The organism is Ruegeria arenilitoris (assembly GCF_013031355.1).
Classification (GTDB): domain Bacteria; phylum Pseudomonadota; class Alphaproteobacteria; order Rhodobacterales; family Rhodobacteraceae; genus Ruegeria; species Ruegeria arenilitoris_C.
In genome coordinates this window covers 15,342-36,822 of the sequence record NZ_WPZO01000016.1, presented here as the reverse complement: position 1 = coordinate 36,822, position 21,481 = coordinate 15,342, and the positions used below count along the sequence as shown (strand labels likewise).

Genomic DNA, 21,481 nt, shown 5'->3' with positions numbered 1-21,481 from the left:
CGGGTTGTTACCCGCCCGGCCAGAGATCAAAGCCCCAGATCTTTTTTGATCTTGTTGAATTTTCTTTTTTGGGTGTCGCCTTTGACCTGTTTTTCGTACTTATGCTTGTACCAGTCTGATTTCTCAGGAAGGTAACGTTCCCAAATGGTTCCGTCTGGCGCTGTTACGAACTCCCAGCACTCATTGTACAATTCTGACTTTGTTTGACCGTTCTCAGGCCAATACCAAGTCGTCTCGTTGCACAGTTTTCCCTTGTTGGTGACGTACCACTTACCGATACCGATGGAGTCGCCATTTTTGCCAACGCCATGCATGACACCGTTGGGAGCCCAATAAAATTTGCTGCCCCGGCTCCAGTTTGACGTTTTCCCTGAAAACAACTGTGCAATTTGCTGGGGATCAGTTGCCGATGCGCCCTTGGGTTTTCCTTTCGCAAGGCCTTCACTGGCGAACAGTGCTAAGGATACTGCGGCAGCTGTGCTCAGGATGGCTTTTGAATATCCCATAGCAAAGACTCCTCTCTAACTTTTTTAAAAAAATGGGACGTGGTCCCGGATGCCCTCTGACCGGCGGGGGCCGATCAGAGGAATTCTGGAAATGTCAGTGTGCGTTGGCCGCTTCGCGTGATGCCGATTTTGGCACCGGCCCGCGCAACTCTTCATAGTGATCGAAGCTCAGCTTGACCCAGCCGGTGCCGCGCGTGGCGCTGGCGAGGGTGCGGTGCAGCTCATCCTCGGCCACGGCGGGAAGCTGGGCGTTAAAGATTTCCCAGCCCGAGGCGTTGGGGTTGCCTTCAAAGCCCAGCACCTGGCCCTGCAGTGAACTGATGGTCGGAACCAGATCGCCGACGAAATCCGAAGGCAGGTGGATCTCGGCATTCAGGATTGGTTGTAGGACCACGGGTTTGGCCTGCGGCAGGGCCTCGCGCACGGCGTTCTTGCCAGCGGTGCGGAAGGCATAGTCCGAGCTGTCCACGTTGTGGTGCTTGCCATCGCTAAGCGTGACCTTCACATCGACCACCGGGAAACCCTCCGGCCCTTGCGCCAACGCGTCCTTGGCGCCGTGTTCGACCGAAGGGATATAGTTCTTGGGCACTGCACCGCCCTTGACGATCTCTTCGAACTGGAACCCGGCCCCGCGCGGCATTGGCGCGACTGAGATTACCACATCGGCAAACTGCCCGGCGCCACCGGATTGCTTGCGGTGACGGTGGCGATGTTCGACGGGTGCGCGGATGGTCTCGCGATAGGCGGTTTCAACCTGCTCGGTAGCGATCTCGATGCCGAAATCCTCGGCCAGCTTGGCGGTGACGCGCCGCATGTGCTGCGGCCCTTGCGAGCCCAGAACCGCGTGACCGCTCAATTCATCCTGCTCCAGATGCAGGCCGGGGTCGATCTCGACTAGGCGGGACAGCGCGTTGGACAGGCGCACATCGTCGCGTTCATGCGCTGGAGAGACGATTTGGCGGAAGGCCACGGGATGGGACGAGGCCCATTCCGGCAGTGGTGTCGTCTCGGTACTGTCATAGAGGTTGCCGGGGTTCAGGTGGTCGGACTTGACCGCCAGCCCGATCTGTCCGGCAGGCAGATCCGCGATCTGCGTCTTTGCGTCCAGCGTGGTCAGGTTGCCGACGGTCTCGCCGCCCAGATTCTCATGCGCTTTCACGCCTTCGCCCAAGCCGCGCAGAACGACGATCTTGCCGATATGCTTTTTCACATCTGCAAACCCGGCAATGGCGCGGGCATTCTCGGCGGCCTCGTCGCGGTCGGCCGCAATGTCGAATTCTGGAGCCTCATGCCGCAGTGCCTTCATCAGGCGGGTTAGGCCGTTGCCATGGCTGGCCGCGCCCAGACAGGCCGGGATCAGTTGGTGGTTCTGCAGCACCTGCGCGGCCAGATCATAAACCTCGGCGCTGGGGGGCTGCTTGTCCTCAATCAGTTGTTCCAGCAGGTGGTCATCGAAATCCGAAAGGGTTTCCAGAAGCTCGGTGCGGGCCTCCTGTTCGCGGTCTTCGACCGATTGCGGCAGTTCGATCAGGGCCGAGGGCTGCCCCTCCTGATATTTCCATGCCCGCTCCGAGATCAGATCGACTGCGCCGATGATCGCGTCTCCCTCGCGGATCGGCACCTGACGCAGGGCGATGTGGTTGGTGCAATAGGTCTGCAGCGCCGCGATGATGTCGCGGATGCGGCCGTTCGGATTGTCCATACGATTGATGAACAGGAAACAAGGAATGCCCGCCTCTTCGACCAGCCGCAGGTAGGGGGCGCACAGGACCGCCGCGTTTGGGTCGGGCGGAACGACGACCACGGCGGCGTCCGAGATGGCCATGGCCGGGCCGACATAGGCCAGATTGTCGCCGCCGCCATCCACATCGATCGCGCACCAAGGCTCGTCCAAGTAAGAAAAACCGTGCAAATGCACGGTTCCGGATACGTCGAAGGTTGTGGGCCGGTCGTCGAGGCGGCTGATGGCCTCGACCAGAGTGGTTTTGCCCGATTGGCTGGGGCCGAGGACGGTGAAAACGCGCATAGGTGCTGTCCCTCTTTCAAATTGCAGAACGACTGCACGAAAAAGGTAGCCTCACGCGGATGCGTCAGCGCAATTGTCTGTTACTCGGCCTGCCTCAGGTGCGGGCGAGACGTTCGCCCGCCCTGCAAGTGTGTGAAAAACCGACCCTTCGCGTCAAGTCCTGACCTCTTGTCGGGTCAGATTGCTGAGCTGTGGCCGGCTTTACTTAGATCATAGGCGTCAAAGCTGCGGGCGATCATGCGGGTCAGCGGGCGCGCCTCGGGCGGGATGAACAATCCGTCCTCGTTAATGCGCAGCAACCCGTCAAAGGCGCTGTTGGCGTCGTGATACATGCGCTGCAGTTCGTCGGCGGTGATGTCGTGGTCACGCAGAATCTCGGCGCTGTCGATCTGGAAATCGCACATCAGCGCCTCGATCAGCCGCGAACGCAAGATGTCCTGCCCTTTGAATAGGTGCCCGCGCGAAGTCGAGAATCGTCCTTCGCGGATCGCCTTGGTATGGGCGGACGTCGCGGGCGCGTTCTGAGCATAGCCCTGCGGGAAGCGCGAGATCGAGCTGGCGCCGACACCGATCAGAACCTCGGCCTGATCGTCGGTATAGCCCTGGAAGTTCCGCTTGAGCCGCCCGGCATTCAACGCATGGGTCAGGCCATCGTCCTGCGTTGCAAAGTGGTCGATGCCGATTTCTGCGTAATTGTCCCACATGAACAGACGGCGGGCGGTGTCGAACAGGTCCAGCCGCTCTTCGGGGGTGGGCAGAGCGTCCGAGGGAATCAGCTGTTGCCGCTTGGCCATCCACGGTACGTGCGCATAGCCATAGAGTGCCACCCGGTCCGGGCTGAGCGACAGCAGTTTCTGCACGCTTTCCGTCATCCGGGTCTTGGTCTGATGCGGCAGGCCATACAGGATGTCTGCGTTCAGGCTGTTGATCCCGCGCGCGCGGATCATGTCCACGGCTTCTCGGGTGGTGTCATAGCTTTGGATACGCCCGATGGTCTTTTGAATCTCGTCGTCGAAATCCTGCACCCCGATCGAGGCGCGGTTCATACCGGCCTCGGCCAGCGCGTCCAGACGGCCTTCGTCGATCTCATTCGGGTCGATCTCAACGGAAAACTCGGCATTCGGTCCCAGCGGTACCACGTCCAGAATCCGGGCCGCCAGATCGCGCATCAAATCCGGGTTCAGCAGGGTCGGCGTGCCGCCACCCCAATGCAGGCGCGACAGGGTGATCCCCTCGGGCAGACGCTCGGCCAGCAGGTCCAGCTCGGCCTTCAGCACGTCGACATAGGCGATGACCGGGTTGTCTGTCTGCGTGCCTTGCGTCCGACAGGCACAGAACCAGCACAGCCTGCGGCAGAAGGGGACATGGATATACAGCGATACGGAACTTCCAGGCTTGAGGCCGGAAATCCAGTCGCTATAAAGACTTGACCCCACATCATTGCTGAAGTGGGGAGCGGTGGGGTAGCTTGTGTAACGCGGTACTTTCGCGTCAAAAAGTCCAAGCTTTGCCAATTGTGGTTTCACTATCATGGCGATACGTTTAAGGGACGGCCCGGCCATATGCTTTGACCGAGATCAAGTGGAAACGCGCATGACACCGATATTCAAGATCGACCATACGAACTGTGGAGACTGCCCAATCCGGCATCGCGCAGTGTGCGCGCATTGCGATGCGAATGAGCTGGAAGAGCTTGAAGGCATTAAATATTACCGCAGTTTCGAAGCAGGTCAGACCATCATCTGGTCCGGGGATCAGATGAACTTTGTCGGCTCTGTCGTGTCCGGTATCGCATCACTGACACAGACGATGGAGGACGGGCGCACACAAATGGTCGGCCTTTTGCTGCCCAGCGACTTTGTCGGTCGGCCGGGGCGTGATTCTGCGCCCTATGACGTGCAGGCGACAACCGATCTGGTCATGTGCTGCTTTCGCAAGAAGCCGTTCGAAGACCTGATGAGCGCAACGCCGCATATCGCGCATCGTCTGCTGCAGATGACGCTGGACGAGCTGGACGCAGCGCGCGAGTGGATGTTGGTGCTGGGGCGCAAGACCGCACGTGAGAAGATCGCCAGCCTGCTGTCGATCATCGCCCGCCGCGATGCCTCGATCCACCAGAAGGGCAATTCCGGCCCGATCGTGTTCGACCTGCCCCTGACCCGCGAGGCGATGGCGGACTACCTTGGCCTGACACTGGAAACGGTCAGCCGTCAGATCTCGGCCCTGAAAAAGGAACAGGTCATTCTGTTGGAAGGCAAGCGCCATGTCACGATCCCGGATATGGGGCGCCTGATGGAAGAGGCGGGCGACGACTCGGACGGCGGGTTTCTGGTCTGACGCGCTTGCGGCGTGACTGAGGTTGCGCGCCGTGTTTAACTTGGCCCGAAGGAAGCAATCCTCGGGAGAAAATCATGGAATTCAGTAGCATTCTGGCGATGCTGTTCATCGGCGCTGTCGCCGGGTGGCTGTCGGGCAAGATCATGGAAGGCCGCGGCTTTGGCCTGATCGGCAACATTATTGTCGGCATCGTTGGTGCATTCCTGGCCGGATTGATCTTTCCCGCGCTGGGTTTCGCTGTCGGAGGCGGCATCTTCTCCTCCATCTTCTTCGCCACGATCGGCGCAGTGATCCTGCTGTTCCTGATCGGATTGGTTAAAAGATAGAAAAGCCGCCCCTTGGGGCGGCTTTTGCGATCATCTTTGCTTTAGTGGGCCAGAAACACCGGAACAGAAGCTTGTTCCAGCATGTTTCGGGTCGCACCACCCAGAATGGCTTCGCGGAACCGCGAATGGCCATAGGCCCCCATCACGATCATGTCCGCTTCGGTATCTGCGGCGTGCCGGTTCAGGATGTCCGACACGCGGGTCATGGTCTTGCTCAGCACGTCAATCTCGCATTTAACCCCGTGACGGGCCAGCATTTGCGACAGCAGTCCGCCGGGGTCCGACCGGTCAGGCCCGTGGCGCGGCGGGTCGATGACGACGATGCGTACCAGATCGGCCGCGATCAGGAAGGGCAGGGCGCGGCGAATGGCGCGCATGGCCTCGACGCTTTCGTTCCAGCCGATCAGGATCGTGCCGGGCCGCGCAAACGGTGCGGAGTTCTGCGGCGTGATCAGAACCGGCGCGTGACCCTCGAACATCGCGGCTTCGACTATGGGTTCGGCCTCGGCGCCGCGATCTTCTCCATAGGGTTGCGGCAGGATGACCAGATCGGAAAACCGCGCGCGATGGGCGACATGGCGGCCGATGTCCGAGATCTGCGCCACACCGCTTTCGGCAGACCAGCGGGTGTCGGTCTTGCCTAGGTAGGTTTTGGCGTAGGTCAGGATTTCCTCGGCTTCGGCATTGGCGCGGTTCAGCGTTTCCTGAAGAATCAGGGCGTTGGCACCGGCGTAATAATACCCTGTCTGGCTGCGGTCGACGCCCAGACAAAGCGCCTCGATATGCGCGTCCTGCGCTGATGCCAGCGCAGCCATTTGGGCCAGAGCCGGATCGCTCTGGCTTGTGTCCGTCATGACGGTGAGAAGAGATTTGTAAGCCATTTTGACCTCGTGCCTGCAGAGCGACTTGCTGCGGCCTGATGACCCAGCTGCAATATTACGATTGTCACAGAAAACAGGCTATTGTCTTGACACAGATCAAAGCAGTTCTGGCCTCTGTCCGACAAAACAGCAGCCAGTCAAATAAGCCCTGTGACACATAAAGAATCGCGCGGGGCATGGCAAAGGGACGCAATATGTCAAATTACATCAAGCTGATCGTGCTTGGTCTGATCGCGATATTCGCGGCGATCGGAACCAATTATGCACGCGATTTGGCGTATCAGGTGCACGCAATTCTGGTGATGGTGATCGCCGTTGGTTTGTTCATCTGGACGCTTAGAAATACCGATGAGCCAGATATTCTCGTAGATCGCTCGGGCGAATATATGGACGGCGTCATCCGTTACGGCGTGATCGCAACCGCCCTTTGGGGCGTGGTCGGGTTCCTGGCGGGAACCTTTATTGCGTTCCAGCTGGCCTTTCCGGCGCTGAACTTCGAATGGGCGCAGGGTTATCTGAATTTTGGCCGCTTGCGCCCGCTGCACACCTCGGCGGTGATTTTTGCATTTGGTGGCAACGCGCTGATCGCGACCTCGTTCTATGTCGTGCAGCGTACCAGCGCCGCACGTCTGTGGGGCGGCAACCTGGCGTGGTTCGTGTTCTGGGGCTACCAGCTGTTCATCGTGTTGGCCGCGACCGGCTACGTGCTGGGCGGAACCCAATCCAAAGAATACGCCGAGCCCGAATGGTATGTTGACCTGTGGCTGACCATTGTCTGGGTCGCTTATCTGGCCGTTTACCTGGGAACCGTCATCAAACGGAAAGAACCCCATATCTATGTAGCCAACTGGTTCTATCTGGCCTTCATCGTCACCGTTGCGATGCTGCACCTGGTCAACAACATGACCATCCCTGTCAGCGTCTGGGGTTCGAAATCGGTCATCGTCTGGTCGGGCGTACAGGACGCCATGATCCAGTGGTGGTACGGCCACAACGCTGTGGGCTTCTTCCTGACCGCGGGCTTCCTGGGCATGATGTACTATTTCATCCCGAAACAGGCCGACCGTCCGGTGTTCTCGTACAAGCTGTCGATCATCCACTTCTGGGCGCTGATCTTCCTGTACATCTGGGCCGGTCCGCACCACCTGCACTATACCGCGCTGCCTGACTGGGCCTCGACGCTGGGCATGGTGTTCTCGGTGATCCTGTGGATGCCGTCCTGGGGTGGCATGATCAACGGTCTGATGACCCTGTCGGGCGCTTGGGACAAGCTGCGCACCGACCCCGTGATCCGGATGATGGTGATCTCGGTCGGCTTCTACGGCATGTCCACCTTTGAAGGTCCGATGATGTCGATCCGCGCTGTGAACTCGCTCAGCCACTACACCGACTGGACCATTGGTCACGTGCACTCGGGCGCGCTGGGTTGGAACGGCATGATCACCTTTGGTGCTCTGTACTTCCTGGTACCTGTCCTGTGGAAGCGTGAGCGTCTGTACTCGCTGCAGATGGTCAGCTGGCACTTCTGGCTCGCCACCATCGGCATCGTGCTCTACGCTGCGTCGATGTGGGTGACCGGTATCATGGAAGGCCTGATGTGGCGTGAAGTGGATGCCAATGGCTTCCTGGTGAACTCGTTCGCTGACACCGTGGCGGCCAAGTTCCCGATGTATGTGGTGCGTGCTCTGGGTGGCGTTCTGTTCGTCGCTGGCGCTGTGATCATGTGCTACAACCTGTGGATGACTGTGCGGAAGGCACCGGCCAAAGAGGCCAGCCTGACCGTCGCGGTCCCGGCTGAATAAGGAGGGCCGGAGCAATGGCAATTCTCGACAAACATAAGATCCTCGAGACCAACGCGACCCTCCTGCTGATCTTCAGCTTTCTGGTCGTGACCATCGGTGGCCTGGTTCAGATCACCCCGCTGTTCTACCTTGAGAACACCATCGAGAAGGTGGAGGGCATGCGCCCTTACACCCCTCTTGAAATGGCGGGACGTGAGATTTACATCCGCGAAGGCTGCTATGTCTGCCACAGCCAGATGATCCGCCCCATGCGGGATGAGGTCGAACGCTATGGCCACTACTCACTGGCGGCTGAGTCGATGTATGACCACCCGTTCCAGTGGGGTTCCAAACGTACCGGTCCTGACCTGGCGCGTGTGGGCGGCCGTTACTCGGACCAGTGGCATGTGGACCACCTGCGTGATCCGCAGTCGGTTGTGCCGGAATCGGTGATGCCGAAATACGGCTTCCTCGAGCACCGCAAAATCGATGGCAAGTATATCGGCGACATCATGGCGGCGAACGCTCTGGTGGGCACGCCCTATACCGAAGAGATGCTGGCCAACGCGCAGGCGGACTTCCGTGCGCAGGCCGATCCGGACAGCGACTATGACGGGCTGCTGGAACGCTATGGCGACAAGGTCAGCGTGCGCAACTTCGACGGTCAGCCCGAACTGACCGAAGCGGACGCGCTGGTTGCTTACTTGCAGATGCTGGGAACGCTGGTCGATTTCTCGACCTTCACCCCGGACGCGAGCCGCTAAGGAGGGTGTGATGGAAGAATATACACTCCTGAGGCAATTCGCGGATAGCTGGATGCTGCTGCTGTTGTTTGCCTTCTTTGTCGGCATCGTGATCTGGGTTTTCCGTCCCGGTGCCAGCAAGGAATACAAGGACACCGCCAACATCCCGTTCCGGCATCAAGACAAACCCGCCACATCCGAGGAGGCGCGGCAATGAGCAAACCATCTGAAAAACTGCCGGGCGATCCAAACACAACCGGACATACCTGGGACGGCATCGAAGAGTTTGACAACCCGATGCCCCGCTGGTGGCTGTGGACATTCTACGCCACTATTTTCTGGGGTGTGATCTACACGATCATGTATCCTGCGTGGCCATTGGTTCATTCTGCGACAGCCGGTGTTCTGGGCTGGTCCACGCGTGAGGACGTGCAACAGGAAATGGTGAGTTTCGAAGAGGCCAACGCGCCTTGGAACGCCAAGCTGGTTGAAACGCCGCTGGAACAAATCTCGGCCGATGCAGAATTGCAGCAATATGCAGTGAACGCGGGCGGCGCTGTGTTCCGCACCTGGTGTGCGCAGTGTCACGGCTCGGGTGCGCAGGGTGCCACTGGCTTCCCGAACCTGTTGGATGACGCCTGGCTGTGGGGCGGTACGCTCGAAGATATCGAGTACACCATTGCCCACGGTATCCGGAACGAGGAAAGCGACGATGCGCGCTATTCCGAGATGCCGGCCTTTGGCGAAATTCTCGAAGGGGAAGAGATCACTCAGGTGGTTCAGTATGTCATGTCGCTGACCAATGCGCAGACCGACGATGCGGCGGCGCAGGCGGGCAAGGTTGTTTTTGAAGACAACTGTGCGGCCTGTCACGGCGAAGACGGTAAAGGCGATGTCTTCCAGGGCGCGCCGAACCTGACCGATGCCATCTGGCTCTATGGCGGTAGCGAAGAGGCTCTGACCGAAACGGTGACCTACAGCCGCTTTGGTGTGATGCCTGCTTGGGAAAATCGTCTGACCGACGCGCAAATCCGCGCCGTCACCGCCTATGTCCACCAGCTTGGTGGTGGTCAGTAAGGTTTAAAGAATACCTTCGGACGGTTCGCCGCCCGAAGGTTGAGGCACCGGCTGTTCCATCTGTTCGCGCGTTTCCTGAACAGCCGGTGCTACATTTCCAGACTAGTAGTCCAAAATGTACCGGTCCAGTGCACCTATTACTTGGAGCACGAACCTGTGACGCGCAAGCTTTTCTTCCACCAGTGATCATCAGAAAGCCACTTTGGCTTTGGCAGTTCGTCACGCGGGTCGGTTTGGGTGGCGACCATGAAAGTTCTGGCAAGAATAGACAGCATCTGATCTCTCCTGAATGTGGGTCCAACTGTATTCAAGATTGATCTGCGGGCGCGGAAATGCGACTCAATTGATATGTGAAAGTGTAAGGTAGGCTTACATATGGATTGGTTGAAAATGCCGCCGCTTGCGTCGCTGAAGGCCTTCAATGCCTTTGCGGAAGCCGGAAATGTGGTGCAGGCGGGTACAATGCTGAACGTCAGTCACGCTGCCATCAGCCAGCAATTGCGCGCGTTGGAGAAGCATCTGGGCGCCGCGTTGCTGGACCGAAGCGGAAAATCCATGACCCTGACCCCCGAGGGTGAGAAACTGGCCCGTGCCCTGCATCTGGGATTTGGTGCCATCGGTGATGCGGTGGCCGACCTGATGCACCTGGCCGAGGACCGTCCAGTTCACATTTCGCTGACCGCGTCTTTTGCGGCCTCGTGGCTGATGCCGCGCCTGCCTGCATTTCAGCTTGAACACCCCGATATCCCTCTGGTGCTAGATCCCTCGCCGGATCTGGTCAGCCTGCGCCCGGGCGGGGTGGATGTAGCGATCCGGTACGGCGACGGGAACTGGCCTGGCCTAGAATCGGAACTATTGCTGCAAAGCCCGATCGTGATCGTCGCTGCGCCCTCCCTGCTGCAGGGCAGGACGTCGATGACCCCTGACGAACTGAGCCAGCTGCCCTGGCTTGAAGAGCTTGGAACCACCGAGGCGACCTCGTGGCTCGCCCAACATGGCGTTGAACATGGCCCTCGTGCCGGGCGCATTATGTTGCCGGGCAATCTGGTGCTTGAAGGGCTGCGGGCCGGGCAGGGGGTGACTGTCACGGCGCGGCATTTCGTTGAACAGGACTTAAAGGCGGGCCGCCTTGTCGAACTGTTTTGCGAACCGGGCGAACGGGGCTATCATATTGTAACCGGCGATGCACCGCTGCGGCCTGCCGTCAAGGTTTTTGTGGCTTGGCTCAGGCGGCAATCTGGTCGCATGTGACAAAAGGTGTCTGTGCGATGCGCTTTTGACCCATGTCAAAGTGGGACCCGTTGTGATTTGGGACAAGACGCCTAAAAAACAGCCACATCTGGAGCCAGCTCGTGAGCGATTCCGACCCCGCCCCCAGCCTTTATGCTGCTAGGGAGCCCATTTTTCCCCGGCGCGTGTCCGGTCCTTTTCGAAACCTGAAATGGATCATACTCGCGGTCACATTGGGGATTTACTATCTAACGCCTTGGATCAGGTGGGACCGCGGCCCCAGCTTGCCGGATCAGGCGGTGCTGCTGGATCTGGCGAACCGGCGGTTCTATTTCTTCTGGATCGAGATCTGGCCGCATGAATTCTACTTTGTCGCGGGCCTGCTGATCATGGCGGGCCTCGGGCTGTTCCTGTTTACCTCGGCGCTGGGGCGTGTGTGGTGCGGCTATGCCTGCCCGCAGACCGTGTGGACCGATCTTTACATTCTGGTCGAACGCTGGATCGAGGGGGACAGAAACGCCCGTCTGCGTTTGCATCGGCAGGAAAAGCTGGACTTCCGCAAGGCACGGCTGCGTCTGACAAAGTGGACCGTCTGGCTGTTGATCGGCGTGGCTACTGGCGGCGCCTGGGTGTTTTATTTTGCCGATGCGCCGACGCTGTTGCGCGATCTGGTCACCGGCAACGCCCATCCGATTGCTTACACCACCATTTTGATTCTGACCGGCACGACCTTTTTGTTCGGTGGCTTCGCCCGCGAGCAGATTTGTATTTATGCCTGCCCATGGCCGCGCATCCAGGCTGCGATGATGGACGAGGATACTCTGGTCGTTGGCTACCGAGAATGGCGCGGTGAGCCGCGCGGCAAGGGCAAGCGGACAGCGGATTCCGAATTGGGCGATTGCATCGACTGCATGGCCTGCGTGAATGTCTGCCCCGTAGGGATCGACATCCGCGACGGTCAGCAGCTGGAATGCATCACCTGCGCCCTGTGCATCGACGCTTGCGATGACATGATGGCAAAAATCGGCAAGCCACGCGGCCTGATCGACTACATGGCGCTCAGCGATGAGACCCGCGAACGCGCAGGCGATCCGCCCAAGAATGTCTGGAAACACATCCTGCGGCCGCGGACGATCATGTATACGTCCCTGTGGTCTCTGGTTGGCTTTGGCCTGCTGTTTGCGCTGTTCATCCGCTCGGATATCGATCTGACCGTGGCACCGGTGCGCAACCCGACTTTCGTAACCCTGTCTGACGGCACCATCCGCAACACCTATGACGTGCGCCTGCGCAACAAACATGGTGAGGACCGGCCGTTCGAGCTGACGCTGGCCGGTGATCCGGCGCTGCAGCTGCAAATCGAAGGGATCGAGGGCAGCACTGTTAATGTCACCGCAGATACGGCACAATTGACCCGCGTTTACATCGTTTCGGCGAAAGGCACCGGACCTGCGGCTACGGCGTCCACTCCGGTTCGTATCTGGGTCGAAGATGTGGAAAGTGGTGAACGGGCTTACAAGGACACCACGTTCAACGGACAAGGAAACTAAGATGGCCGAGCGTCAGTTTACCGGAAAGCACGCCCTGGCGGTGTTCGTGGCCGCCTTTGGTGTGATCATCGCAGTCAACCTCGTGTTGGCCTATAGCGCGGTGAAAACCTTTCCGGGGCTCGAGGTCAAAAACTCGTATGTCGCCAGTCAGGAGTTCAACGAGCGTCTGCAGGAACAGCAGGCGCTGGGTTGGAACATCCGCGCCGAGGTGTCGGGCGGCCTGCTGATCCTGCACATTACCGACAAGACCGGCGCCCCGGTCGAAGTGACGGAATTGCAGGCGGTGGTTGGCCGTGCCACCCATGTGAAAGAGGACTTTTCGCCCGATTTCACCTTTGACGGGCAGGCCTATGCAACCCCGGCGGCTTTGGGCAAGGGCAACTGGAACATCCGTCTGGTCGCCAAGGACAGCTCGGGTGCCGAGTTCGCGCAGCGTGTGCCGCTGTATGTGAAGGGGTGATCGGATGACGGCGCAACTTACATCCGGCACGGCGGCCTGTCCGGGATGCATTGCCAGCCCGGCGGAACCGGCGCGGCCCATACCGCAGGATGTGCAGATCGCGCTGTCGCTGCCGGGCATTCACTGCTCGGCCTGTATTGCCACTGTCGAACGTGAGCTGAACGCTCATCCCGGCGTGGAAGACGCGCGGGTAAACCTGACCCTGAAACGCGCGATGGTCAAAGCGGCACCCGATCTACGCGCCGCCGACCTGATCCCGGTGCTGGAGAACGCGGGTTTCGAAGCGCATGAGCTGGACCCCGGTGCCCTGTCGGCCACGCAGGCGGACAAGGCGGGCCGCGATCTGTTGATGCGTCTGGCGGTTGCCGGGTTTGCCTCGATGAACGTGATGCTGTTGTCGGTCTCGGTCTGGTCAGGGGCCTCGGATGCCACGCGCGACATGTTCCACTGGATTTCGGCGGCAATTGCGCTGCCTGCGATTGCCTTTTCCGCGCAGCCCTTCTTTACCAACGCCTGGAGCGCGCTGCGTGTCAAACGCCTGAACATGGACGTGCCGATTGTGCTGGCCATCGTGCTGGCGCTGGTGACGTCGCTGTGGGAAACCGCGCTCAGCGGTGAGCACGCCTATTTCGACGCGGCGCTGACGCTGACCTTCTTCCTGCTTGCGGGCCGGTATCTGGATTACCGTACCCGCGCCGCCGCCCGGTCTGCGGCCGAGGAACTGACGGCGCTTGAAGTGCCCCGTGCCATCAAGCTGGTCGATGGGGCCGAAGAAGAGGTCGCCGTGGCCACGCTGGCCGTCGGTGACCTGATCCTTGTCCGACCCGGTGGCCGTATGCCGGTGGATGGCGCAATCGTCTCGGGCCAGTCGGAACTGGATCGCTCGCTGCTGACTGGGGAAACCCTGCCTGTCTTTGCTGAGGCTGGCCTGACCGTCAGCGCCGGTGAGGTCAACCTGACCGGCCCCTTGACCATCCGCGCGACGGCGGTGGGCGAGGATACTTCGCTGCATCGCATGGCCGATCTGGTGGCCATCGCTGAGTCGGGGCGGTCGCGCTATACCTCGCTGGCGGACAAGGCGGCCAAGCTTTATGCGCCCGGCGTGCACATCCTGTCGGCGCTCAGCTTTCTGGGCTGGTATATCTATTCCGGCGATATCCGCACCGCGTTGAACATCGCTGCCGCCGTTCTGATCATCACCTGCCCCTGTGCGTTGGGTCTGGCCGTGCCTGCGGTGACCACGGCGGCCTCGGGGCGGCTGTTCCGCAAGGGGATGCTGATCAAGCACGCCACTGCGTTGGAGCGTCTGGCCGAGGTCGATACAGTCGTCTTCGACAAGACCGGTACACTGACCTCGGGTACGCCCGAACTGACCAATCTGGGCGATCATTCCCGCACGGACCTCGAGATCGCGCTGGCATTGGCCGAGGCGTCCTCGCATCCGTTGTCGGTGGCTCTGACCAAGGCGGCGCGGGACGCCGGGATCAAGCCGGCCTCCCTCAAAGACGTCACCGAGGTGCCGGGTTATGGCACCGAAGGCAGCTGGCGTGGCCAGCGCGTGCGCCTGGGTCGCGCCGCATGGACTGGTGCGGAAGAGGGTAACCAGACGGCGGCCTGGCTGTCTGTTGGTGGGCAAGCCCCCGCAACCTTCCTGTTCACGGACAGCCTACGCCCCGGCGCGGCTGAGGCGGTTCAGGCCCTTCGCGACGCAGGCAAGGACGTCATCCTGATTTCCGGCGACACGCAGGGCGCGGTTCAGGCGCTGGCTGCAAAACTGGGGATCGACAATTGGGTTGCACAGGCCCTGCCGCAGGACAAGGCGGCGCGCGTGCAGGAGTTGAGCGATCAGGGCCGTCACGTTTTGATGGTCGGCGATGGCCTGAATGACACGGCAGCGCTGGCTGCGGCGCATGTGTCGATTTCTCCGGCCTCGGCGCTGGATGCGGCGCGGGTGGCGTCGGATATCGTGCTGCTGGGCAATGATCTTGCCCCGATCGCGGATGCTTGCGATACGGCGGTGAAGGCGACCAAACGGATTCGTGAAAACTTCCGCATCGCAACCGTGTATAATATCATCGCGGTTCCGCTGGCCGTGGTTGGCCTGGCCACACCGCTGATCGCGGCGCTGGCGATGTCGACGTCGTCCATCACCGTGTCGCTGAACGCCCTGCGTCTGAGGTAGTTGATTTGGAAGTTCTGGCTTATCTGATACCGATTTCCCTGCTTCTGGGCGGGGTTGGCCTTGTGGCGTTCATCTACACCGTGCGCTCGAACCAGTATGACGATCCCGAAGGCGATGCACGCCGCATCCTCAGCGATGAATGGGACGACAAGCCCAGACCCTGACGGCCCTTGAAATTGCCGCAATGCCCGGTTATGTCCGGCCCATCCGCTAGCAGAGAGAACCAAGCCAAATGGCAACTATGAATCCGATCCAGTTCATTCAGCAAGTCCGCGCCGAAGTCTCAAAGGTCGTCTGGCCGACCCGGCGTGAAGTTCTGCTGACCACGGTTATGGTGTTCATCATGGCGGCGCTGACGGCCGTGTTCTTTGCGTTGGTTGATCTTGCCATTCGCGGCGGGCTTCAGGCAATTCTGGGCGCGTTCAGCTAAACCGGCCCGGGCAGGTGGAAACGCCAGTGCCCCCTTGCACAGCGCGCGATGTCAGAGTAGGTGACGCGGTACTATTCGGAATGGGCGTGCGGCGATTCGGGCTGCGCGCCGCTTTTTGTTCCGGGTGATGCGATAGAATTTCAATGACGGTGCTTGCGGCCATCCGAACGCACCGAAAGTAAACAAGGACGACAGGTTCATGGCGAAACGGTGGTACTCGGTCAGCGTTCTTTCGAATTTCGAAAAGAAGATCGCAGAGCAGATCCGCACGTCGGTGGCCGAGCAGGGCCTTGAGGACGATATCGACGAGGTTCTGGTGCCCACCGAAGAGGTGATCGAAGTGCGCCGGGGCAAGAAAGTCACGACCGAACGCCGCTTCATGCCCGGCTACGTGCTGGTGCACATGGAGATGTCGGATCAGGGCTATCACCTTGTGAACTCGATCAACCGCGTCACTGGTTTTCTGGGCCCGCAGGGTCGCCCGATGCCGATGCGCGATGCCGAGGTGAACCAGATCCTCAACCGCGTTCAGGAAGGTGAAGAAGCGCCCAAGCTGATGATCACCTTCGAAGTGGGCGAAAAGGTCAAGGTCAACGACGGCCCGTTCGAGGATTTCGACGGCATGGTCGAAGGCGTGGACGACGAAAACCAGAAGCTGAAGGTCTCGGTTTCGATCTTTGGTCGCGAGACCCCGGTCGAGCTGGATTTTACGCAGGTCACCAAGCAGAGCTAAAAAGCTTCTCAACGTATATTGCAGCGCCGCGATGCCACGAGCACCGCGGCGTTTTTGTTTTGTTCGAACCGAATCTACGGCCCGAAGACAAAGGGTGGGCTACTTCAGTGGCACTGAAAGGCCTTTGCAATTACGGCGGACCAGGGATCAGTTCTTTTTGTTGAAGGACTGTCAGAATGTCGAGGATTGTCGAAGGGCTGAAATCCACCGACCCTTCTAGGAAGACACCTAGGCCACCTTCTCCGATCTCTTTTGGACCGCCATTGTCATAGACCGGGTCAAGTGATGCCAATTCCGCCGGCAGTTCCGGGCACAAAGGCGTATCGTTCAATACAAGATCTACAGCGGCCAGCATAAGCTCTTTTACAGAGTCGAGGGTGTCGTCCTCGAGAAGTTGCTCTCGCTGTGCTTCGGGTGCTGTAAGCGTAAGATCGATGAGTTTGAAATAAGCACAATTGTCACGCAGCTCGACCGTCGCTTCGGTGGACATGTTCGCCGAGATAGCTCTTTTTTGTTCACCTCGCTGAAAATCGCGTTCGCTGGTTCGGCTGCATTCGAAAACCGTGATGGTTACATCCCCATCCAGATCTATTGCATCCCCCCTAGCCTTGAAGCTCAATTCATCCAGCCGGACTTGCAGACCACAATTGTCGACCACTGCGTTGTCAGCCAACCGCTCTGGCACAATTTTCTGTATTTCCCGCAGGTCGAGAAGAGCATCCACCCCGATCCGTGTGGGCGCCGCAGCAGTGAGGTTCAGATCAAGCGTATAGGGAAGTTCCGTATCACGTACCGGCAGTGATGCGTCGATAACAAAGTCCACTTGTTGCGCTTCTGGAGCGCGGGCATCCAGAGCGGCTGCCAATAAGACCGGGAAAACCAACCAAAGTCTCATTCCGCAAACTCCAATACACCAAGCTCTTTCAGCCCTCCAAGGACTTTGACTATTGTCTCGGCGCTGACATCAGCAGATCCGACAACAGCTGCCCCCATCCCGCCAGGAGCGATTTCGCGTGTGCCTCCGGATTCGTAGATCGGGTCGAGAACGGAGAATTCTTCAGGCAGCGGCGGACAAACCGGGTTGGCGGCCAAAAACTCGCCACCTTTTTCCAGAACGGCTTCGTTGATGCGGTTGGTCAGACCGAAGAGGTTGGAGATAGCGCCGATGAGCCCGCGCGGATTCAGATTAACGTCTTCAATACTGAAGGTTAGGCACTGGCCCTGTACCGTTGCCTTGGCAACCGCAACTGCATCTACCGTAGCCCCAAAGTAACGAAGGCCCGGTTCTTCGCGCCGGTTACACCTCGTAAACTGCGCACGGGCTGAACCCTCGATCTTTACGGTGTCCCCTATGGCGGTGACGTTTCGGACCTCGGTATAGATTTGGCGTTTGCAGCTTTCTTCCAAGGGGCCGGTCAGTATCTGAGGCGCCTTTTCCTGTAATCCGCGCAAGTCCATGAAAGCCCTTATTCGCAAACGGGTAGGGCTGGCCTCTTCGAGGCCGCTGTAGACAGTGAAGGGAACGGGAATATCGCGCAGCGGAACTTCCTTGGTCAATTTTATCTGAAAACGACCGGCATAGGTGGCGGGGTCAACTCCTGTTGCCGCAAACGCGGCAGTGTTGTTGGTGCCGTCGGTTTGCGCGGCCGTCTCGGACGCGGCGCCCTGGTCCTGTGCCTTGCTGCCACAGCCGGGCAGCATGGCAAAAAGAACGCAGATCAATAGTCCCTTGTTCAGCCGAGATGATGCCATCCCTGACCACCTCTTTTGTGTCCAAGTTCCACCAAGATACCCGGCTGCGTCTCTTAAGCAACTAATGCATTCAAATAAATTGTTTTGTACTGCGGTTCCCTACTGTCACCGAGGCCTGATCCGGGCACAAATGCATCCTTTGGGAATAAGGCGTCAGCCACTTGCCAACCCCCGGATTCCTCTGTAAACGCCGCCTCTATCGTCTTCGGGCGAGATTCTCTCGTGGGAGGTTGCCGGGATCGCGATCCCGGATCGGACCACGCAACATAAACCGGGTGGGACGCGTCCCATTCACGTTGAAAGGAAAACCAAATGGCCAAGAAGCTTGCTGGTACAATGAAACTGCAGGTTCCTGCAGGTCAGGCGAACCCGTCGCCGCCAGTTGGTCCGGCGCTGGGTCAGCGCGGCATCAACATCATGGAATTCTGCAAGGCGTTCAACGCCAAGACCGCAGACATGGAGCCCGGCGCTCCGTGCCCGACCGTGATCACCTACTATCAGGACAAGTCCTTCACCATGGACATCAAGACGCCGCCCGCGTCTTACTACCTGAAAAAAGCAGCTGGTCTGAAGCCGGTCGGCAAGCGTAACCGCCCCCGTGGTGCGGAAAACCCCGGTCGTGAGACCGTGGCCACCGTGACCTCGAAGCAGGTTCGCGAAATCGCCGAAGCCAAAATGAAAGATCTGAACGCCAACGACGTCGAAGGCGCAATGCAGATCATCCTGGGCTCGGCCCGCTCCATGGGCATCGAGGTGAAGTAAGATGGCAAAACTCGGTAAACGTACCCGCGCTGCGCGCGAAGCTGTCGCCGGCAAGGAAAACCTGTCGATCGAAGAAGCTGTTGCCCTGGTCAAAGCCAACGCAACCTCGAAATTCGACGAGACCATCGAAATCGCAATGAACCTGGGCGTTGACACCCGTCACGCAGACCAGATGGTTCGCGGCGTTGTCGGTCTGCCGAACGGCACCGGTAAAGCGATGCGCGTTGCTGTTTTCGCTCGTGGCCCCAAGGCTGACGAAGCGAAAGAAGCAGGCGCAGATATCGTTGGCGCAGAGGACCTGATGGAAACCATTCAGGGCGGCACCATCGAATTCGATCGCTGCATTGCCACCCCGGATATGATGCCGATCGTCGGCCGTCTGGGTAAGGTTCTGGGCCCCCGTAACCTGATGCCGAACCCCAAAGTCGGCACCGTGACCATGGACGTGAAAGCGGCCGTGGAAGCAGCCAAGGGCGGTGAAGTTCAGTTCAAGGCGGAAAAAGGCGGCGTTGTGCACGCCGGCGTTGGCAAAGCGTCGTTCGACGAAGCCAAGCTGGCCGAAAACGTCCGTGCGTTCGTCTCGGCTGTTGCCAAGGCCAAACCGTCGGGCGCCAAAGGCACCTACATGAAGAAAATCGCGCTGAGCTCGACCATGGGCCCGGGCGTGACTCTGGACGTGGCTGCTGCGGCGGGCGAATAAGCCTTAAAGCAAAGTTGCGAAGATTTGGTCCCGGGTGGTGCAAACTGCCCGGGATTTTCATTTGGGCCTTGCTGGAATTTAAGCGTTTTCAGCGATGTTGAAACGCGATCTGCAGCCGATCGCCCAAACGCCTCCGCCTGTCTTCCTCATAAGGACTGCAACTGTGATCGACGTGCCACGAGGCAAGCCAGTCTTTCAGCAGGCGCCCGCGGATGCAGAAATCCAGTATCCCTATATGGATCGGATGCCGATAGCGGCGAAAGAACATGTCCTTGTTCAGTTTCAGAATCCCACTACGGTCTACATTGGATGGGTGGGTATTGCGGAAGATATCCGACTTGAGAAAATCGACGATGTCATAGACGGCGAGCTTCTCGCGCATTTCGGTAAAGTCCAGCCCGATCATCTCGCCCTTGCCGACTATCAGGTTCTGGCCGTGAAAGTCGCCATGCGAAAACACCCGCGTATCGGGGATGCCCTTCAGATGTAGCGCTGCGTTTTCCAGGTTTTCTGCCATCTGGCCGCCTGTTGACTGGATGTGCGGAGGCACGAATGGCAGCAATTCATTGATGGCATCGGTCATCCAGCGCGGGCGGAATTCATACTCGGTGGCAGGTTGAAAACTATGCAGGTCGTGCAGCCACGCCCCGGCGCGGCGGTAGATCCGGGCGACCTGATCGTCGTCCTTGCTGTTATGGATCACGTCAACGGCTGTGGGCCGGTCGATAAACTCGGACACGAAGAACAAGCCCCCTGGCGACAGATAAAAAGGGCGCACCACGCGCGATGTCTCGTTCCCATCAAAATACCGGGCCAGCCGGGTCAGAATATCGAATTCTGCCTGCAACCGGCCGGACTCGGGCGACGCGGTGTCGATCTTCATCGCATAGTCCTGTGGCGGGCCCTGCAGCCTCAAGACCAGGCGGGTGTCGGGAAAGTCGTGCGATCGGTATACGCAACCGAATTGCAACGTCTCGCCCAGCCCGACATGGCGCGAGAATTCCGCAACAAACTCAGTTGCGCGCCTGTGTTCATCTGCTGTGAGGGTTGGCATAGGGGGCAAAAGCTGGACGCGAAACAAGAGGTTTTGTTGACAGGACCCTAGGGTGCAGGCCATGTCAATCGCTGACATGGAACGATGCGCGGCGGCACGGCCCCGCCAAACCGCCTGAACGGGCAATTTACCCCTTGGAAACTTCGGCCATCTGCCCTAAAGAGAGCTGCGGAGTAAAGCGTGCGATTCGTCGTGCGCTTTATTTCGTTTCGTCCAAGACGGTGGGTGGGTCCATTCGGCCCCTTAATTCCCTGCCTGAGACGGGTAAGACCAAAGAATTCTGAGGGTCACGATCCTCGGGCGAGTTTTGGCCAATCCCGTAACAACGGACCTGAACGCCGGGGCGCAAGCCGCGGCAAATATGAGCCGGGGTGAGATATCGCCCCTAACTTGGAGAGAACTGTGGATAGAGCCCAGAAAGAGAAAGTGGTCGAGGAACTCGGCCAAATCTTCGAAAGCTCTGGCGTCGTAGTGGTTGCTCACTACGCCGGTCTGACAGTTGCCGAGATGCAGGACCTTCGCGCACGTGCTCGTGACGCGGGTGGTGCCGTGCGTGTTGCCAAAAACAGGCTCGCCAAAATCGCCCTTGAGGGTAAGCCGTGTGAAAGCATGGCCGACCTGCTGACAGGGATGACTGTTCTGACCTATTCCGAGGACCCCGTGGCAGCAGCCAAGGTGGCCGAGGACTTCGCCAAGGAGAACCAAAAGTTCGAAATCCTTGGCGGTGCAATGGGCGAGAACGCTCTGGACCGCAAAGGCGTCGAAACAGTTTCGAAAATGCCGTCTCGCGAGGAGCTTATTGCTTCGATCGCGGGCTGCATTGGCGCACCTGCTTCGAACATCGCCGGCGCGATTGGCGCACCTGCAAGCAATATCGCAAGCATCCTTTCCACCATCGAAGAGAAGGCGGAAGCTGCGTAAGCGGTTGGCACTGAATGATCTGCGTGGGGC

General features: G+C 59.3%; 24 protein-coding genes. 16 read left to right on the top strand and 8 right to left on the bottom strand.

Annotated features, from left to right (window positions below; genetic code table 11):
* Window positions 1-26: 26 nt before the first annotated feature.
* The 3 genes from GOX63_RS22610 to hemN all read right to left on the bottom strand — a co-directional run bounded on the left by GOX63_RS22610 (window position 27) and on the right by hemN (window position 4,064).
* Window positions 27-506: a DUF995 domain-containing protein gene (locus GOX63_RS22610; protein WP_170328828.1), complete on the bottom strand. Its 480-nt coding sequence runs from the start codon at window positions 504-506 to the stop codon at window positions 27-29.
* A 94-nt stretch (window positions 507-600) separates the two neighbouring features.
* A complete protein-coding gene (locus tag GOX63_RS22605) occupies window positions 601-2,532 on the bottom strand; it encodes an elongation factor G (protein ID WP_170328826.1) in 1,932 nt (643 codons plus the stop codon).
* A gap of 176 nt (window positions 2,533-2,708) precedes the next feature.
* Complete coding sequence (gene hemN, locus GOX63_RS22600; RefSeq protein WP_170547283.1) at window positions 2,709-4,064, bottom strand: oxygen-independent coproporphyrinogen III oxidase; 1,356 nt, start codon at window positions 4,062-4,064, stop codon at window positions 2,709-2,711.
* A 61-nt stretch (window positions 4,065-4,125) separates the two neighbouring features.
* On the opposite strand from hemN, the gene fnrL reads away from it, so the two are divergent.
* Together fnrL and GOX63_RS22590 are read left to right on the top strand one after the other, a co-directional pair.
* On the top strand, window positions 4,126-4,869 hold the full coding sequence (fnrL, locus tag GOX63_RS22595; protein WP_170328822.1) for a transcriptional regulator FnrL: 744 nt from the start codon (window positions 4,126-4,128) through the stop codon (window positions 4,867-4,869).
* A gap of 74 nt (window positions 4,870-4,943) precedes the next feature.
* A complete protein-coding gene (locus GOX63_RS22590; RefSeq protein ID WP_170328820.1) occupies window positions 4,944-5,195 on the top strand; it encodes a GlsB/YeaQ/YmgE family stress response membrane protein in 252 nt (83 codons plus the stop codon).
* Between the two features lie 41 nt (window positions 5,196-5,236).
* Here the strand turns inward: GOX63_RS22590 and GOX63_RS22585 are convergent, their stop codons facing one another.
* A complete protein-coding gene (locus tag GOX63_RS22585; RefSeq protein WP_170328818.1) occupies window positions 5,237-6,076 on the bottom strand; it encodes a universal stress protein in 840 nt (279 codons plus the stop codon).
* A gap of 194 nt (window positions 6,077-6,270) precedes the next feature.
* Between GOX63_RS22585 and ccoN the strand changes: the two genes are divergently transcribed.
* The 4 genes from ccoN to ccoP are packed head-to-tail and all read left to right on the top strand — an operon-like array spanning window position 6,271 to window position 9,677.
* Complete coding sequence (gene ccoN, locus GOX63_RS22580) at window positions 6,271-7,878, top strand: cytochrome-c oxidase, cbb3-type subunit I (RefSeq protein ID WP_170328816.1); 1,608 nt, start codon at window positions 6,271-6,273, stop codon at window positions 7,876-7,878.
* Window positions 7,879-7,892: 14 nt separating this feature from the next.
* Entirely contained in the window at window positions 7,893-8,621 is a 729-nt protein-coding gene (gene ccoO / locus GOX63_RS22575; RefSeq protein ID WP_170328814.1) for a cytochrome-c oxidase, cbb3-type subunit II, read from the top strand.
* Between the two features lie 10 nt (window positions 8,622-8,631).
* Window positions 8,632-8,817, top strand: coding sequence for a cbb3-type cytochrome c oxidase subunit 3 (locus GOX63_RS22570; protein WP_170328812.1), 186 nt, complete (start codon window positions 8,632-8,634; stop codon window positions 8,815-8,817).
* The gene (gene ccoP, locus GOX63_RS22565; protein ID WP_170328810.1) at window positions 8,814-9,677 is read left to right on the top strand and encodes a cytochrome-c oxidase, cbb3-type subunit III; all 864 of its coding nucleotides are present in this window, start codon (window positions 8,814-8,816) and stop codon (window positions 9,675-9,677) included. Before GOX63_RS22570 ends, ccoP begins: the two co-directional genes overlap by 4 nt.
* A 137-nt stretch (window positions 9,678-9,814) precedes the next feature.
* Here ccoP and GOX63_RS22560 read toward each other — a convergent pair whose 3' ends face one another.
* A complete protein-coding gene (locus tag GOX63_RS22560) occupies window positions 9,815-9,952 on the bottom strand; it encodes a hypothetical protein (RefSeq protein ID WP_170547280.1) in 138 nt (45 codons plus the stop codon).
* 100 nt (window positions 9,953-10,052) lie between these two features.
* On the opposite strand from GOX63_RS22560, the gene GOX63_RS22555 reads away from it, so the two are divergent.
* The 7 genes from GOX63_RS22555 (at window position 10,053) to nusG (ending at window position 16,262) form a co-directional block, all read left to right on the top strand.
* Window positions 10,053-10,928, top strand: coding sequence for a LysR family transcriptional regulator (locus GOX63_RS22555; protein WP_170547278.1), 876 nt, complete (start codon window positions 10,053-10,055; stop codon window positions 10,926-10,928).
* A gap of 101 nt (window positions 10,929-11,029) precedes the next feature.
* Window positions 11,030-12,457: a cytochrome c oxidase accessory protein CcoG gene (gene ccoG / locus GOX63_RS22550; protein WP_170328805.1), complete on the top strand. Its 1,428-nt coding sequence runs from the start codon at window positions 11,030-11,032 to the stop codon at window positions 12,455-12,457.
* A 1-nt stretch (window position 12,458) separates the two neighbouring features.
* The gene (locus GOX63_RS22545) at window positions 12,459-12,917 is read left to right on the top strand and encodes a FixH family protein (RefSeq protein WP_170328803.1); all 459 of its coding nucleotides are present in this window, start codon (window positions 12,459-12,461) and stop codon (window positions 12,915-12,917) included.
* A 4-nt stretch (window positions 12,918-12,921) separates the two neighbouring features.
* Window positions 12,922-15,099: a heavy metal translocating P-type ATPase gene (locus GOX63_RS22540; protein ID WP_170547275.1), complete on the top strand. Its 2,178-nt coding sequence runs from the start codon at window positions 12,922-12,924 to the stop codon at window positions 15,097-15,099.
* Between the two features lie 5 nt (window positions 15,100-15,104).
* Window positions 15,105-15,263 (top strand): cbb3-type cytochrome oxidase assembly protein CcoS, encoded by a 159-nt coding sequence (ccoS, locus tag GOX63_RS22535; RefSeq protein WP_170328799.1) that lies wholly within the window; start codon window positions 15,105-15,107, stop codon window positions 15,261-15,263.
* A 68-nt stretch (window positions 15,264-15,331) separates the two neighbouring features.
* Window positions 15,332-15,529 (top strand): preprotein translocase subunit SecE, encoded by a 198-nt coding sequence (gene secE, locus GOX63_RS22530; RefSeq protein WP_170328797.1) that lies wholly within the window; start codon window positions 15,332-15,334, stop codon window positions 15,527-15,529.
* Between the two features lie 199 nt (window positions 15,530-15,728).
* Window positions 15,729-16,262, top strand: coding sequence for a transcription termination/antitermination protein NusG (gene nusG / locus GOX63_RS22525; protein ID WP_170328796.1), 534 nt, complete (start codon window positions 15,729-15,731; stop codon window positions 16,260-16,262).
* A 130-nt stretch (window positions 16,263-16,392) separates the two neighbouring features.
* On the opposite strand, the gene GOX63_RS22520 is transcribed toward nusG, so the two are convergent.
* Both GOX63_RS22520 and GOX63_RS22515 read right to left on the bottom strand, forming a co-directional pair.
* Window positions 16,393-17,157, bottom strand: coding sequence for a hypothetical protein (locus GOX63_RS22520; protein WP_170547272.1), 765 nt, complete (start codon window positions 17,155-17,157; stop codon window positions 16,393-16,395).
* The gene (locus tag GOX63_RS22515; RefSeq protein WP_170328793.1) at window positions 17,154-18,014 is read right to left on the bottom strand and encodes a hypothetical protein; all 861 of its coding nucleotides are present in this window, start codon (window positions 18,012-18,014) and stop codon (window positions 17,154-17,156) included. Before GOX63_RS22515 ends, GOX63_RS22520 begins: the two co-directional genes overlap by 4 nt.
* A 312-nt stretch (window positions 18,015-18,326) precedes the next feature.
* Here GOX63_RS22515 and rplK point away from each other — a divergent pair, with 312 nt between their 5' ends.
* Window positions 18,327-18,776: a 50S ribosomal protein L11 gene (gene rplK / locus GOX63_RS22510; protein WP_010440985.1), complete on the top strand. Its 450-nt coding sequence runs from the start codon at window positions 18,327-18,329 to the stop codon at window positions 18,774-18,776.
* Between the two features lies 1 nt (window position 18,777).
* A complete protein-coding gene (gene rplA / locus GOX63_RS22505) occupies window positions 18,778-19,476 on the top strand; it encodes a 50S ribosomal protein L1 (RefSeq protein ID WP_170328792.1) in 699 nt (232 codons plus the stop codon).
* 88 nt (window positions 19,477-19,564) lie between these two features.
* On the opposite strand, the gene GOX63_RS22500 is transcribed toward rplA, so the two are convergent.
* Window positions 19,565-20,656, bottom strand: a complete 1,092-nt coding sequence (locus GOX63_RS22500) for a phosphotransferase family protein (RefSeq protein WP_170547269.1) — start codon at window positions 20,654-20,656, stop codon at window positions 19,565-19,567.
* 276 nt (window positions 20,657-20,932) lie between these two features.
* Here GOX63_RS22500 and rplJ point away from each other — a divergent pair, with 276 nt between their 5' ends.
* The gene (gene rplJ / locus GOX63_RS22495) at window positions 20,933-21,451 is read left to right on the top strand and encodes a 50S ribosomal protein L10 (protein WP_170328790.1); all 519 of its coding nucleotides are present in this window, start codon (window positions 20,933-20,935) and stop codon (window positions 21,449-21,451) included.
* The last annotated feature ends 30 nt before the right edge of the window (window positions 21,452-21,481 follow it).